This window comes from Sphingomonas sp. BRN-1R (assembly GCF_057748035.1).
In genome coordinates, this window is sequence record NZ_CM173236.1 from 710,981 (window position 1) to 725,355 (window position 14,375).

Here is a 14,375-nt window from a genome sequence, read left to right on the forward strand (position 1 = left end):
AACCCGCTCGATCCGCCGCCTAGCACACGGGCAACGATAGCGAGTCGCGGGGCATGGTTTGGCGGTGATCCTGATGGGAACGGGCGGCTCGTCGGGCCGGACGCTGGCGGCGGTCGGCGCTGCGCTGGCGCGCCGGCTGCACGGCGCGACCATCCGCTTCGTCGACACCCAGCCGTTCAACCTGCGCACCGGCGGTACGACCTTCTATCCCGGCCCCGGTACGGTCGTCACCGCCAGCCCCGAGGCCTGCGGGCTCAAGCGGCACACGTCGAGCTGGTCGCTCAACATGCTGCTCAACGGCGGGCCCGCGATGTACCGGCGCATGATCGATTATGCCGGCGCCCTGATCGGCGCGGACCCGGACGTGCTCGTCACCTGTCACGACCGCATCTATATCGAGACGGCGATGCTGGCGGCGGCGCGTGCGCGGGGTGCGACGACGGTGATGCTCCAGGAGGGGCCGTTTTGCAGCATCGGGCACAGCGGCCCGCAATCGGGCCTGCTGCGCGCCAAGGCGCTGGTCGCGCCGCTCGTCACCCGGCTCGGCGTGCTGCCGGCGATCCCCGATTACGGTATGGCCGGGCACGACCGGGTGATCGCCGCCTCCGACAGCTACCGCGACCAGTGGATCGCGGCGGGGCTCGCGCCCGAGACGGTCGTGGTCGGCGGCATCCCGCGCTACGATCCGCTCGCCGCGCTGCGGGGCGCGCCGCGCCCGGCGGAGGGTGCGGCGCTGCGCGTGCTGTACCTCGTCCAGCCGTTCGCCGCGCATGGCAAGGTCGACGCGACCGTCGCGCGCGGGCAGCAGCGCGTACTGGCCGAGGGGCTCAACCGTGCCGCCGCCGCGCGGCCGGTCGCGCTGACGATCCGCTCGCACCCCCGCTCGGCGGGCGACGATGCCGCTACGCTGCGCGCCGCACTGTCGTTCGCCGCCACCGAGGATCGCGGCGCGCGGCCGCTCGAGGAGGTGCTCGGCGAGGTCGATCTGGTGGTCGGCCATTATTCGAGCGGGATGCTCGAAAGCCTGATGGCGAACCGGCCGGTGCTGTGCGTCCCGGTGCCCGCCGCCGCCTTCGCCGAGGCGGGGGAGGCGGCCAAGCAGCGCTGGCTGACCGGGATCGGCATTCCCGTCGCAACCAGCGCGGCCGAGATCGCCGCCGTGCTGGCGCACATCGGTCACGCCTCGCAGCCGGTCGACTGGGGTAAGGTCGGCGCGGAGGTCGGCACGGTCGATGGCCACGCCGCCGAGCGCTGCGCCGCGCTGATCGCGGAGGTGGTCGCGCGTTAGAGGGGCGGGAGCCGCGCGATCGCTGCGCGTAACGCGGCGCCGCTGTCGGCGAGCGCGACCGGATTGGCGGCCCAGCCGCGCAGCACCCGCGCCATCCGCGCGAGGCCGAACAGGCCGGGCAGGAACAGGCTGCGTTCGTAGCGGCCGAGATCGAGCAGCCCGGTCGAGATCGCGGCGGCATAGGCGGCGTAGCGGTAGCGCGCGGCATGCGCGACCAGCCCTTCGGGATTGGGTTCGAGCGTGATCGCGACGCCTTCCAGCGCACGCCCAAGCCGCGCGACATCCTCGCGCGGGTGCGGCAGGTATCGCACCGGCAGCGGGCTGGTGGTGGCGATCTCCGCCAGCGCGGCGCGGAAACGGCGTTCGGAAAGGATGCGGTCCTCGACCAGCGGCGAGCCGATCAGCAGCAGCTCGTTGCGCCCCGCGACCGGCAGATCGGGTGCGCGCAGCACGAGGTTGCGCCGCTCGAACCGGTCGCGCACCGTCACGGCGCTGCGGTCGATCCGGCGGCGGGTGATGCCGCGCGGGTAGAAACCGGCGGCGGCCTGCACCAGTCCGCGCGCCGCGTACCAGCCGTCCGAGGTGAGATCGACATAGTGCGACAGCCCGTCCTCCCAAAGCTCGATCGCGCCGAGATTGGGACGGGTCAGCAGAAAGCGTTCGAGCGGCTCGCCTTCGAGGAACAGGATCGTGCGCGCGAAGCGGTACGGCGCGAGCAGCGCGGCGACCGCGGAATAATACGCACGGTTCGCGTGGCGGGCGGCGGTGAACGCCGCCACGCTACGCCCCGGCAGCGTCTCGCGCCCGAGGAACAGCGTGCGGCCGGCGAAATGGCGCTCTAGCGGCGCGCGCATCGCCTCGTCGCGAAACAGCACGAGGTCCGGCTCGGCGTGGTTGTCGAGCAGGAGCTGGAGGTGCAGCCGCGAGCGTGCCAGCGCGGCGACCGGCTCAGCCGCGCTCAAGATGCCCGCCCGCCTCGAGCAGATCGGCGAGCAGCCGGATCGCGCCGCGCCCGCCATCGGCGTCGAGTACCAGCGCCGCCGCCGCCAGCGCTTGGGCGTGCGCATCCTGCGGCGCGATCGCGCAGCCGACCGCCGCCATGCATTCGAGGTCGTTGACGTCGTTGCCGACGTACAAAGTCTCGGCCGGGTCGATGTCCGTATCCGCGAGCCATTGCCGCAGCACCGCGAGCTTGCCGTCGATGCCGTGATGATAGGGCAGTTGCAGCTTGCGACAACGCGCGGCGACCACCGGGTTGGTCTCCTTGGAGATCACCAGCATCGGCAGTCCCGCCTTGCGCAACCGCTCGATCCCCATGCCGTCGCGGCGCGAGCAGGCCACGCTCTCCTCGCCGGTCTCGCTCACGAACACGCGGTCGTCGGTGAGCACGCCGTCGAAATCCATCACCAGCGCCGACACCCGCGGCGGCAGTCCGGTCGCGCGGCCGGAGAGGCGGGCGATCCGTTCCTCGGCGATGCGGAAATCCTCGGGCTCGTCGATCTCCAGCCGGCGCTCGACTGGCGTGTCGTACAGCACTGTCCTGCCGAAGAAACGGTGCCGCGCGGCGCGAAATCCTTCGGTCTTCATGACATAGACCGCGCCGGTTTCGAGATATTCGGGCGTGCGTTGCTGGCGCATCAGCCGCACGCTCTTGTCATGGTTGATGCCGCGCGCGCCGCCGTCCGCATCCTCGCTCCACAGGAAATAGTGGAACGCCGTCACCGCCAGCGCGCTGTCGGCGCCGCCGTCGATCAGCGCGGCGACGGTGCCGTCGATATCCTCGGGCGCGGTGAGCGGCGAGGTGCATTGCAGGAACACCAGCAGATCGGGCGCATAGCCTTCGCTCTCGCGCAGCACGTCGAGCGTGTGGAGCAGCGCGGCCTCCGACGAGGCGGTATCGCTGGCGAGTTCGGGCGGACGGCGCACGACGTGTGCGCCATAGCGTTCCGCCACGGTGGCGATCTCGTCATCGTCGGTGCTCACCACCACGCGGTCGATGCGCGATGCCGCACGTGCAGCATGGATGGTGTGCGCGATCAGCGGTATCCCGCCGAGCGGGAGCACGTTCTTGCGCGGGATGCCCTTTGACCCGCCGCGCGCGGGAATGATCGCGAGTGTCTGCAAGCGGGAAACTCCTGAGAAGGGGCGACAAGCCGACGCCGGCCCGGCGCGCCTGCGCGGCGGCTGTACCACAACGACCTGCCGGCGCGCGTTCTTTGCTATTGCTGATCGGGAGGGGCGGGTGCTACCGATATTTTGTGCAAGGGCAACATGGCGAGGATTTCGAAAGCCTCGTCAGTTGAAAAGCGGGGCCATTGGTAATGCGATCGGGCAGTGTGTGTTTGCCGGCCAATAAAGCCGCGCTCGGCGTCGTTGCGCTGGGCCTCGTCCTGTTCGCCAGCGGTTGCGCGACCCACAATGCGATTCGCGACGGGACGGCGACCGCCGTCACGCCGGTCACGACCTTGCCCGAACCCGATCCCCGCGCCGCGATCGGCGATCTGATGCCGGCTTATTACATCGGCCCGCAGGACAAGCTCGACATCGCCGTCTATCAGCTGCCCGAAGTTACCAAGGTCGTCACCGTCGACGGCTCGGGCACGATTGCGCTGCCGTTCGTCGGGCAGGTGCTGGCCGGCGGCCACACCGCGGCCGAGGTCCGCGCCGAGATCGCCTCGCGGCTCGGCCAGTCGGTGATGAAGCATCCCGACGTCACCGTGAACATCTCCGAATCGGTCGGCCAGCGCATCACGGTCGAGGGTGCGGTGACGCAGCCCGGCGTGTATCCGGTGCAGGGCAAGAGCAGCCTGCTTCAGGCGCTCGCGCTCGCCAAGGGGCCGAACGACGTCGCCAACGAACGGATCGTCGCGGTCTTCCGCACGATCAACAACCAGAAGAACGCCGCCGTCTTCGACGTGAAGATGATCCGCGACGGCCAGATGGCCGATCCGGTGCTGTACGGCAACGACACGGTCGTCGTCGAACGCTCGAGCGGCAAGGTGCTGTTGAAGGGCGTCATCTCCACGCTGCCTTCGGTGCTCGGCGTGTTCCGCGCCGCCTATGTGGCGGACCGCTTCTGATGGCCCCGGCCGTCCTTCCCACGCTCGGTATTTGGCGAACACATCATGGATGACCGTATTTCCGCCGCGAGCCACCCGGCGCACGGGGCAACTCCGGGCGACGTCTGGCAGGACGACGGCGCACGCGGCACGGCGCCGCGTGCGTGGCAGGCGGTCGGTGCGGCCGGCACGGGCGCGGGCAACGGTCTCCAGAACTTCATCTCGGTCGTCCTCAAGCGGCGCTGGCTGATCCTCGGCATCACGCTTGCCGCGTTGCTGATCGCGCTGATCGGCACATTGCTCGCGCAGCCGGTCTATGTCGCGCATGCGACCTTCCAGGTGCAGCGCGAGGCGCCGCATGTCGTCAATTCGCAGACGGTGGGCGACTCGGTGCCTTCCACCGAGAACGATCAGGCGTTCCTCAACACCCAGTTCGCGCTGATGACGAGCCGCGTCACGGCGCAGGGCATCGTGCGCCGGCTCAACCTCGCCACCAATCGCGACTTCGTCGGCGGCGGCACGCTGGGCGGCATCTTCCAGAGCGATTCGACGCCCAGTCCGGCGCAGATCCAGCAGGCGTTCGACCGCGCCACCGCGAAGGTCCAGCAGAACCTCACCGCGACCCAATACGGTCAATCGCTGCTGATTCAGGTCCAGTATCAGGACGCCAACCCGCAACTCGCCACCGCGATCGCCAACGCCGCGATTGACGAGTTCATCGAGGATTCGATCGAACGGCAGTTCCTCGCCTCCAAATACGCGGGCGATTTCGTCGGCAAGCGGCTGCTCGAACTCAAGGCCAAGCTCGAGAAGTCCGAGCGCGATCTGGTCGATTACGCCTCGCACGAAAAGATCATCAGCGTCACCGACGCGGGCAAGTCCGGCGCGCAGGCGCAGTCGATCGATTCGGCCACGCTCAACGTCATCAACAACGCCGCCGCCACCGCCAAGGCGCAGCGCGTCGATGCCGAGGCGGCCTGGCAGCTCGCGCAAGCCTCCGGGGGCGCGGCGCTGGCGCAATCCAGCAACGATCCGCAGATCAACGAGCTGACCACCAAGCTGTCGGGCTTGCAGGCGGATTATGCGCAGAAGCTCCAGACCTTCCGCCCGAACTTCCCGGCGATGGTCGAGCTGCGCACGCAGATTTCGGCGCTTCAGAAGCAGCTCGGCGAACAGCGCGGCAAGCTGCTCCAGACGGTGAAGGGCAATTACCAGCTCGCCGTCGACAAGGAAAAGGCGCTCGACGATCAGCTCGCCAAGGCGACCGGCCAGGTGCTCGACGTTCAGTCGCGCAGCATCCAGTACATGATCCTCCAGCGCGAGGTCGACACCAACCGCGCGCTGTATGACGCGTTGCTCCAGCGCTACAAGGAGATCGGCGTCGCCGGCGGCAGCAACTCGAACAACGTGTCGATCATCGATCGTGCGCGCGTGCCGGGGGCGCCGTCGCAGCCGATCCTGTGGCTGAATCTGCTGATCGCCTTGGTCGGCGGGCTTGCGCTCGGTCTCGGTATCGCCTTCATCCTCGACTTCCTCGACGACACCTTCAAAATGCCCGAGGATGTCGAGAACACGCTGGGTCTGCCGCTGCTCGGCATGATCCCCCGGCTCGAGGAGGGCGAGTCGCCGCTCGCCGAACTGGGCAAGGCGCGGTCGAGCTTCGTCGAGGCGTATTTCGCGGCGCGCACCTCGTTGCAGCTAGCCGGTGCGCACGGCACGCCCAAGTCGCTGCTCATCACCAGCTCGAACCCCAACGAGGGCAAGACGACGACCGCGATCTCACTCGCGCAGAGCTTTGCGGAACAGGGCAAGCGCGTGCTGCTGGTCGACGCCGACATGCGGCGTCCGTCGTTGCACAAGATCCTCAATTTTCCCAACACCAACGGGCTGGCCAACACGCTGACCGGCGAGCGCAGGTCCGCCGAGGTGATCGTCCATGACAGCCACGGCTTCGACGTGCTGCCGAGCGGGCCGACCTCGCCCAACCCGGCACGTTTGCTGAGCAGCGGGCTGCGGCCGTTGCTGAGCGAGCTGGAGACGCGCTACGATCTGGTGATCTTCGACGGTCCGCCGGTCGTCGGGCTTGCCGACGTGCCGATCCTGTCGTCGGCGATCGAGGAGACGGTGCTGGTCATTCAGGCGCGGAAGAGCCGCCGCCGCGCGGTGCTGTCGGCGCTGCGTCGCCTGCGGTCGAGCCGCAACCCGATCGTCGGCGTGATCCTCACCAAGTTCGACCACCGCTCGGCCGACTATGCGTACACCTACGCCTATTCGAGCTATTACTACAGCTACGGGGACGGCAAGACCGCCTGATCGATGCCGCGCGTCCGCATCCGCAAGCCGCGTCGGCCAGCCACCCGCGCCGAGCGGGTGCGGGTCGGGCTGCTGGTCGGCGGGGCGGTGCTGGCGGCGGCGGTGATCGTGGCGGTCGATCTCGGCGCGGACACCTCGGTCGTGCCCGAAGTCGCAAGCTGGATCAGCCCGGGCAGCAGCGACGCGCAGACCGCGATGGCCGAGACGATCGCCAGCGACGATCTCGATACCGCGCACGCCTATGCCCAGCGTGCGATCACGCGCAATCCGCTCGACGATCGCGCGCTCATCATCGCCGCGCTCGCCGCGACCTCGACCAACCGCATCGCGCAGGCCGATGCGCTGTTCGGCCATATCGCCACGCTGACGCGGCGTCAGGCGCTTGCCGAAACGTGGATGTTCGACCTCGCCGCACAGCGCGGTGCCTATGCCGAGGCGATCGACCATGCCGACGCCGCCCTGCGCCGACGCACCGGCGCCGACGCGCAGGTGATGCCGGTGCTCGCCGCCATCACCGATTCCAGCGCCGCCTTGCCCGCATTCGCGCGCAAGCTGGCGTCGAACCCGCCATGGCGGCAGGCATTCTTTCGCGCCTTCGCGCGCTCCAAACAGGGGGACGCGCTCGCGCTGTACGACGCGCTGCACAAGGCTGGCGACCGGCCGGCGGCACTCGAAGTGGCGGCGATGGCCAGCCAGCAGATCGCAGCCGGCAGCGTGGCCAAGGCGCGGGCGGTGTGGGCGAGGGGCTTCGGTCGGCCGCTGCCGCCGTTGCTCTCGCCCAATTTCGAGACGACCACGCAATATGGCGATTTCGGCTGGTCGATCCTGGTCAAGGGCGGCGCGCACATGGTCGAGCGCGAAGGCGGCGGCCATGCGATGGAGGTCGAGCCGTCGAACACGGGCAAACGGCCGGTGCGCGTGGTTCAGCAGGCGATGCTGCTCCCCGTCGGCCACCACGCCATCGCGTTCGAAGGGCGCAGCGTGGCCGACGGCGGTCCGGTCGCGGCGGTGGTGGCGCGCTGTGCCGGCGACGACAGTGAACTGGGCCGGGCACCCGTGCCGAGCGGACCGGCGTGGACGAAGGCCCGGTTCGTGTTCGGTGTGCCGGCGAGCGACTGCCCGATCCAGAAACTGGTGATCGAGGCGGTGCCGAACCTTACTCAGGCGGGCAGCGCGGCGCTGATCGACAACTTCACGGTCGAGTGACGGCGGCGAGTCGCGCCGCGCGACTATGCCGGCGTGATCCGATAACGCGCGACATCGCCGCGCTTGATCTCGGCGAGCGTAGCGCGCGTGGCGGCGATCGCTGCGTCCGCCGCGTCGCCGTTTCCCCGTTCGGCCGCCCGCCACGAATGCGCCAGCGCCGTATAGCCGACCGCTCCGGCAAGACCCGCGAGCCGGTGCGCGGTGGCAGGCGGCACCACCGCATCTTCGGCAAGCGCGTTTCGCAGATCGTCGGCGAAGCGCCCGATCATCGCCGCCGCGTCCGCCGTGCCGAGCAGGCGAACGAGCCGGTAGAAGGGTGAAAAGGGCGCGACCCGTAACGCGTGATCACCAAGCGCACCCGTGAATCGCGCGGTGGCGGCGAGCGCCCCATCGTCGTCAGCCGGCATCAGCCCGCTCGCACCGGCCAGCCGCACGGTTCCCCGGATCAGCACGGGCACGCCGCTCGCCGGCTGCGCTGCCGCACGCACCCGCGCGAGCAGATCGGCCAGGCCATCGGCGTCGCCGTCGAGCACCATCACCGCAGTATCATCGTCCAGCGCGGCCAGTGCATCGTCGACGCGGCGCGCCAGCACGACCCGCCAACCGTGCCCGCCCAGCCCGTGCAGCAGCGGCGCACAGAAGGCGGCATCGTCGCTGTAGAAGATCGCTTTGCTGTTCACGGGCGGCGCACTTGTGAAACGCTGTCGGCGCGCGATCGGCGCGTCACGATAACATCGCTTGATCGTCGCCGCATTTTGGACAAGGATCGCTTTCGAAACAAGGTCTTTCGACCGGAACGAAGGGGCGGAGATGGTCGCGTCGCGGCGCCTTCTTGTGGCGGACGATCATCCGCTCATCAGCAACGGCATTCAGTTGGCGGTGCATGCGCGCATTCCGAACATCGCGATCGACACGACCGCATCGATCGCCGGTGCGCGCGCGCTGATCGCGGCGCAAGGCCGCTACGACCTGATCCTGCTCGATTTCAAACTGCCCGACGCGCAGGGCTTCTCCGGCTTCTTCGCCTTGCAGCACCTGTCGGGCGACCGGCCGATCGCGATCATCTCCGCGACCGACGATGCGGCGCTGATCGCGGCAGCGCGCGCGGTCGGCGCGGCAGGGTTCCTGTCGAAGGCGGACGCGCTCGACACTCTGGTCGGTGCGGTCGGCGTGCTGCTCGGCGGCGGCACCGTGTTCCCGCCGGCCGGCAGCGGCGCGCTCGACGATCTTCAGGCGCGGCTGGCGTCCCTGTCGGCGGCGCAGCGGCGCGTGCTGGCCGCGCTGATCGAGGGGCGGCTCAACAAGCAGATCGCGGGTGATCTCGACATCACCGAGGCTACGGTCAAGGCGCATCTCACCGCGATCTTCCGCAAAATCGGCGTGCAGAACCGCTTGCAGGCGATCCTGACGATGCAGCCGCTGCTCGATCCGCAACGCCTGACGTGAACGAGATTCCCGTCTTCAGGGCGGACTGGGAGCCGAAGCTGTGGCGCACGATAGGCGCCGCCAGTGCGGTGTCGCTGGCGCTGTTCCTGCTCGCGATCGTGTTCGGGGTGGAATACAATCATTCGACCGCCACGTCGGCGAACGTCAATCGCACCTACCGCGAGCGGGTCGAGATCGACACGTTGCTCGCCGCGCTGAAGGATGCCGAGACGGCGCAGCGCGGCTATCTGCTGACCGGCGACACGGCGTTTCTCGCCCCGTTCCGCGCCGCCCGTGGCCGTTTCGAGCAGCAGGCGGTGACGCTCGGCAAGACCTTCAGCCACTTGCCGGGCCAGCAGCGCAGGCTTGCGCGGCTGCGCGAGTTCGCCACCGCCAAGTTCGCGGAGATGGAGGCGATGGCGGCGTTGCGCGGCGCACGCGGGCTCGACGCGGCGGCGGCGGGGGTGCGCGCGGGCGAGGGGACGCGGCTGATGGCGGAGATCACCGGCATCCACGCCGCGATGGTCGACCAGCAGAACCGGCTGTTGCGCGGCGGGCTGACCAGCCAGCGCGCGCGCGTGATCGCGACCAAGCGGCTGATCTGGGGACTGGTGCTGACGATGGCGGGCAGCGCCTTCGTGCTCGGCTATCTGTTCTGGCGCACGCGCCGCCGCAGCCACCAGCTCGCGCTGAAGGCGGTGCAGTTCGGCAGGCGCCAGAACGCGATCTTCGCCGCCGCGCAGGATGCCATCGTGCTGCTCAACCCCGGCGGCAGCATCGAGACGGTCAATCCCGCGGCGGAGCGGCTGTTCGACTATGACGCGCGCGAACTGTTGCGCGGCGATATCGCGCTGCTGGTCGATCTCGCGCCCGGCGACGGGCCGTTCCTCGATCGTATCGGCTACCGTGCGGGCGCGCTCGCCGAGCCGTTCCGCACCCAGCTTCAGGCGCGCCGCAAGGGTGGTGAACTGCTGCCGGTCGAGGCGTCGCTCGGTGCGATGGACTTGCCCGACGGCGTCCATATCGTCGCGGCGTTCCGCGATGTCAGCGAACAGAAGCGCGGCGAGGAGTTGCGCGCGCGCTTCCTGTCCACCGTCAGCCATGAGTTGCGCACCCCGCTCACCTCTATCGTCGGCGCGCTCGGGCTCTTGCGCGGCGGCGTGGTTGCCGATCTGCCCGAGGATGCGGGGCGGCTGGTCGGGATCGCCGAGGCCAATGCGACGCGGCTGATCCGGCTCGTCAACGATCTGCTCGATATCGAGAAACTCGAATCGGGCGCGATGCGCTTCGATTTCGCGGCGTTCGATCTGCGCGGCGCGATGGCGGCGGCGGTCGATACCATGCGCGGCCTCGCCGATACGCGCGGGGTGGTGTTGCGGCCGATGCTCGGCGACATGCCCGCGACGGTGTGCGGCGATGCCGAACGGCTCATCCAGGCTGCGAGCAACCTTTTGTCCAACGCGGTGCGCTTCTCGCCCGTCGGCGGTGACGTCACGCTGACGGTGGAGGTGCTGCCGGGCGCGGCGACCGTATCGGTGCGCGACCGGGGGCCGGGGATCGACCCCGACATCGGCCGGCGGCTGTTCACACGTTTCGGGCAAGGGCAGCGCCCGACGGGTGTGTCGGCCGGTACGGGTCTCGGGCTGACGATCGCGCGCGAAATCGTGCGCGCGCATGGCGGCCGCATCTGGCACGCGCCGTCGGAACGCGGTGCGCTGTTCTGCATCGAACTGCCGCTGTGGAGCCCGCACGCCACCGCGGACGGCGAGCAGGAGGTGCCGGCATGAAGATCCTCTATGTCGATGACGAGCCCGATATCCGCACCATCGTCGGCATGGCGCTGCGGCTCGATCCCGGTCTCGACGTGACGCTGGCGGAGTCGGGTGCGGCGGCGCTGGCGCTGCTCGACACGGGCGGTTGGGCGCCCGACCTTGCGCTGATCGACATGATGATGCCGGGCATGTCGGGCGCGGAACTGCTGGCGGCGCTGCGCGCGCGCGCCGGGCTGGAGGCGCTGCCGGCGATGTTCGTCACGGCGAGTGCCCGCAGCGAGGATATCCGCGCCTGTCTCGATCTCGGCGCGGACGGCGTCATCACCAAGCCGTTCGATCCAATGACGCTCGCGCAGGTGGTGCGCGCCCGCTTCGCCGAGATCACCGCCCGCTCGGCCTGACCACCCGCGAATCGCTTCCGGAGACACGCCCGCCACGGCGGCATGACGTCATGGAGCGGCGGGGCCACGCCCCCATCGTCTAAGACGCCGGTCGAACGGGCATACGACCATGGTCGAACCGGGCTTAGACCCTGGTCGCAATGTTCCTGATCCGTACCGGGTTCGTAAGTCCCGCTTAACCGGGAAGGGCCTCTGTGATCCTCGCGCATTCCAGAAATGCGTGGGGGTATTGTGATGACGACGTTACGAACAGGAAGCGAAAACATGCGGCGTCAGCGCCGTATCGTACAGTCGTACCTGTTCGCGTCGGCAATGCTGACAGGGTTAGCAATTGGTGAAGCGCACGCCGAGACGCCCGCCGGCACTATAATCCCAAACATGGCAAGTGCTACATTCGACAAGGGCGGCGAGAAAGGCTCGTCGATCTCCAACGATGCTTCGGTGCGCGTTGCGGAGATACTCGACGTCACCATTGCCGCCGTGACGCCACGCACCGCGATCGTCGCGGATGCCGCAGTCGTCGGCGTGCCGTTCGTCGTCACCAACGCCGGCAACGGCAGCGAAGCGTTCGAGCTTGCCGCGACCACCGACAAGCCCGCTGCGACCGTGAAGGGCTTCGCGATCGATAGCGACGGCAACGGCGCGTACGATCCTGCGGTCGATACGCGGCTGAGCGGCACCACGCTGCCCCCGCTCGCCGCGCATGCGCAGCACCGTGTCTTCGTCCTCGTCGCCGGCGCTGGCACGGCGGGCGGCGACGTCACCGTTGCGGCCACCGTGCGCGCGACCACCGGCTCGGGCGCGACCGGCACGGTGTTCGCGGGGCAGGGCGACGGCGGTGGCGACGCGATCGTCGGCAAAACCGGCGCCGCCGCGTCGGCGCAGGCGCTGCTCACCGCCGCTGCCGCGATGCCGACGCTGGTCAAGTCGCAGAGCGTGACGGCACCCGACGGCAGCGCACGGGCGATGCGGGGCGCGACGATTACCTACACGCTCACCGCGCATTTCAGCGGCGCCACCGCCGCCGCCGTCCTGAGCGACGCCATCCCCGACAGCACGCTCTACGTGCCGGGCAGCCTGACGCTCGACGGCACGCGCCTGAGCGACGCCGCCGATGGCGACGCGGGCAGCTTCGACGGTGACGCCATCCACGTCGCGCTCGGCGACGTCGCCACCGCCGGCGATCGCACCATCACCTTCCAGACCATCATCCAGTGAGGAGCACCACCATGAAGAGCAAGACCGTCCGACTGTTCGCCGCCGCCGCGCTTGCCGCGGCGCTCGCCACCCCAGCCTTCGCCGGCGGCCCGCTTCAGGTCGCCTCCAAGGTGCTGACCGAGAAGAAGGCCGCCGCCGCCGACGGCACCACCCGCGTGACGCTGGTGCCGACTAAGAAGGTCGTGCCCGGCGACAAGGTCGTCTTCGTGCTCGATTATCGCAACACGGGCGCGCAGCCGCTCGGCAACGTCGTCCTCGACAACCCCGTGCCGCAGGAGCTCGCCTATCGCAGCCCCGCGCAAGGGTCGCCCGCGCCCGAAGTGTCGGTCGACGGCAAGACTTATGGAGAGCTCAGCGCCCTGCGCGTGCGGACCGCGACCGGTCTGCGCCCCGCGAGCCTCGACGATGTCACCCACGTCCGGTGGCGCCTTGCGAATCCCATCACGGCGGGGGCGCACGGCCAGTTGGCCTTCCAGGCCGTGCTGAAATGATCCGCCTCCCCGACCCGTCCTCCACCAACACCATCTGATACAGGGAACTAACGACAATGATCGCAAACAAGGTTCGGTTGCTGCTGCTGTCCGGCACGGCAATCCTCGCGAGCGCCGGCACCGCCCATGCGGCGCAGACGTCCGCCGGCACCGTCATCACCAACACCGCGCAGGTGACGTACACGGTCAACGGCACGCCGCAGACCACCAACTCGACCACCGCGACTTTCGTGGTCGATCGCAAGGTGAACTTCACCGTCGTCGCCGATCAGGCTTCGAACACCAAGGTCAACCTGGGTGAGACGGGCGCCGTCACCAGCTTCAAGCTGACCAACACGACCAACGGCACGCAGGACTTCCTGCTCGATACCGCGCAGGCGGTGCCGCTCGGCGTGCTGCCGGGCACGGCGAACTTCACGATGAACAACCTGAAGGTGTTCGTCGACGCCAACGGCAACGGCATCTACGATCCCAACGTCGACGTTGCGACCTATATCGACGAGCTGGCGCCCGACGCTTCGGTCGAAGTGTTCATCGTCGGTGACGTGCCGACCACCGGCTCGCCCACTCTGGCGCAGGTGGCGCTGCACGCCACTGCCGCCGCCGGCGGCGCGTCGGGCACCAAGGGTGCGGCGCTCATCGCGACCGACCTGAACCTCGCCAATGCCGACAATACGGTCGACATCGTGTTCGCCGACAATGACAGCGACGGTGCGCTCTACCTCGGCGATATCGCCCGCAACGGCCAGGGCATTGCCTATCTGGGTTACGATATCAGCGCCACAAACGTCGCGCTCACCGTTACCAAGACGGCGCGTGTGATCTCGGACGACGTAAACCTGCTCGTCAACCCGAAGGCGCTGCCCGGCGCCACGGTTGAATATTGCCTCACCGTCAACAACGCCACGTTGACGACCGCGGCCAGCAACGTCGTGCTGACCGACGTCGTGCCGACCAACACGACGTTCGTTCCCGGAACGCTGACGATCGGCCTTCCCGGCGTGCTCGGCACCAGCTGCACGCTGGCGAGCCTCGGCACGACCACCGGTTACACGGGCGCGTACGACACCACGACGAAGACGGTGACGGCGACGATCCCGAGCGTCGCCGGTGGCGGATCGGTCGCGGCGTCGTTCCGCGTGACGATCAACTAAACCGACCCGTCCTCCCCCGTACCACAGGAGAACCGCGCTTCCGGCGCG

Annotated in this window: 13 protein-coding genes; 10 read left to right on the plus strand and 3 right to left on the minus strand. The window is 69.0% G+C overall.

Features of this window, described 5'->3' with window-relative positions:
- Positions 1-58 precede the first annotated feature (58 nt).
- On the plus strand, positions 59-1,288 hold the full coding sequence (locus AC3ANX_RS03320) for a hypothetical protein (RefSeq protein WP_488335612.1): 1,230 nt from the start codon (positions 59-61) through the stop codon (positions 1,286-1,288).
- On the opposite strand, the gene AC3ANX_RS03325 is transcribed toward AC3ANX_RS03320, so the two are convergent.
- Together AC3ANX_RS03325 and AC3ANX_RS03330 are read right to left on the minus strand one after the other, a co-directional pair.
- Positions 1,285-2,250 (minus strand): hypothetical protein, encoded by a 966-nt coding sequence (locus tag AC3ANX_RS03325; RefSeq protein ID WP_488335613.1) that lies wholly within the window; start codon positions 2,248-2,250, stop codon positions 1,285-1,287. The two genes, AC3ANX_RS03320 and AC3ANX_RS03325, sit on opposite strands and share 4 nt — an antisense overlap.
- Positions 2,237-3,412 (minus strand): cytidylyltransferase domain-containing protein, encoded by a 1,176-nt coding sequence (locus AC3ANX_RS03330; RefSeq protein WP_488335614.1) that lies wholly within the window; start codon positions 3,410-3,412, stop codon positions 2,237-2,239. The genes AC3ANX_RS03325 and AC3ANX_RS03330 overlap by 14 nt, the downstream gene beginning before the upstream one ends.
- Before the next feature lie 218 nt (positions 3,413-3,630).
- Between AC3ANX_RS03330 and AC3ANX_RS03335 the strand changes: the two genes are divergently transcribed.
- From AC3ANX_RS03335 to AC3ANX_RS03345, 3 genes are read left to right on the plus strand one after another with little or no spacing between them, the layout of a single operon-like run.
- A complete protein-coding gene (locus tag AC3ANX_RS03335; RefSeq protein WP_488335615.1) occupies positions 3,631-4,368 on the plus strand; it encodes a polysaccharide biosynthesis/export family protein in 738 nt (245 codons plus the stop codon).
- Positions 4,369-4,413: 45 nt separating this feature from the next.
- Positions 4,414-6,660, plus strand: coding sequence for a GumC family protein (locus tag AC3ANX_RS03340; RefSeq protein ID WP_488335616.1), 2,247 nt, complete (start codon positions 4,414-4,416; stop codon positions 6,658-6,660).
- A gap of 3 nt (positions 6,661-6,663) precedes the next feature.
- Positions 6,664-7,866, plus strand: a complete 1,203-nt coding sequence (locus tag AC3ANX_RS03345; RefSeq protein WP_488335617.1) for a hypothetical protein — start codon at positions 6,664-6,666, stop codon at positions 7,864-7,866.
- A gap of 23 nt (positions 7,867-7,889) precedes the next feature.
- Here AC3ANX_RS03345 and AC3ANX_RS03350 read toward each other — a convergent pair whose 3' ends face one another.
- Complete coding sequence (locus AC3ANX_RS03350; protein WP_488335618.1) at positions 7,890-8,546, minus strand: hypothetical protein; 657 nt, start codon at positions 8,544-8,546, stop codon at positions 7,890-7,892.
- A 130-nt stretch (positions 8,547-8,676) separates the two neighbouring features.
- Here AC3ANX_RS03350 and AC3ANX_RS03355 point away from each other — a divergent pair, with 130 nt between their 5' ends.
- The 6 genes from AC3ANX_RS03355 (at position 8,677) to AC3ANX_RS03380 (ending at position 14,327) form a co-directional block, all read left to right on the plus strand.
- Positions 8,677-9,312, plus strand: a complete 636-nt coding sequence (locus AC3ANX_RS03355) for a response regulator transcription factor (RefSeq protein ID WP_488335619.1) — start codon at positions 8,677-8,679, stop codon at positions 9,310-9,312.
- The gene (locus AC3ANX_RS03360) at positions 9,309-11,078 is read left to right on the plus strand and encodes a sensor histidine kinase (RefSeq protein WP_488335620.1); all 1,770 of its coding nucleotides are present in this window, start codon (positions 9,309-9,311) and stop codon (positions 11,076-11,078) included. The genes AC3ANX_RS03355 and AC3ANX_RS03360 overlap by 4 nt, the downstream gene beginning before the upstream one ends.
- Entirely contained in the window at positions 11,075-11,464 is a 390-nt protein-coding gene (locus AC3ANX_RS03365; protein WP_488335621.1) for a response regulator, read from the plus strand. The genes AC3ANX_RS03360 and AC3ANX_RS03365 overlap by 4 nt, the downstream gene beginning before the upstream one ends.
- Before the next feature lie 378 nt (positions 11,465-11,842).
- Positions 11,843-12,682 carry a hypothetical protein gene (locus AC3ANX_RS03370; RefSeq protein ID WP_488335622.1) on the plus strand — a complete coding sequence of 280 codons (840 nt, stop codon included), beginning with the start codon at positions 11,843-11,845 and terminating at the stop codon, positions 12,680-12,682.
- Between the two features lie 11 nt (positions 12,683-12,693).
- On the plus strand, positions 12,694-13,173 hold the full coding sequence (locus tag AC3ANX_RS03375) for a hypothetical protein (protein WP_488335623.1): 480 nt from the start codon (positions 12,694-12,696) through the stop codon (positions 13,171-13,173).
- Positions 13,174-13,229: 56 nt separating this feature from the next.
- Positions 13,230-14,327, plus strand: a complete 1,098-nt coding sequence (locus AC3ANX_RS03380) for a hypothetical protein (RefSeq protein ID WP_488335624.1) — start codon at positions 13,230-13,232, stop codon at positions 14,325-14,327.
- Positions 14,328-14,375: the final 48 nt, after the last annotated feature.

Bases quoted from the DNA above. Each gene is read 5' to 3' on its own strand.
- AC3ANX_RS03380 (WP_488335624.1), top strand. From the start codon at position 13,230: ATGATCGCAAACAAGGTTCGGTTGCTGCTGCTGTCCGGCACGGCAATC.
- AC3ANX_RS03375 (WP_488335623.1), top strand. From the start codon at position 12,694: ATGAAGAGCAAGACCGTCCGACTGTTCGCCGCCGCCGCGCTTGCCGCG.
- AC3ANX_RS03345 (WP_488335617.1), top strand. From the start codon at position 6,664: ATGCCGCGCGTCCGCATCCGCAAGCCGCGTCGGCCAGCCACCCGCGCC.
- AC3ANX_RS03365 (WP_488335621.1), top strand. From the start codon at position 11,075: ATGAAGATCCTCTATGTCGATGACGAGCCCGATATCCGCACCATCGTC.
- AC3ANX_RS03340 (WP_488335616.1), top strand. From the start codon at position 4,414: ATGGATGACCGTATTTCCGCCGCGAGCCACCCGGCGCACGGGGCAACT.
- AC3ANX_RS03370 (WP_488335622.1), top strand. From the start codon at position 11,843: ATGGCAAGTGCTACATTCGACAAGGGCGGCGAGAAAGGCTCGTCGATC.
- AC3ANX_RS03355 (WP_488335619.1), top strand. From the start codon at position 8,677: ATGGTCGCGTCGCGGCGCCTTCTTGTGGCGGACGATCATCCGCTCATC.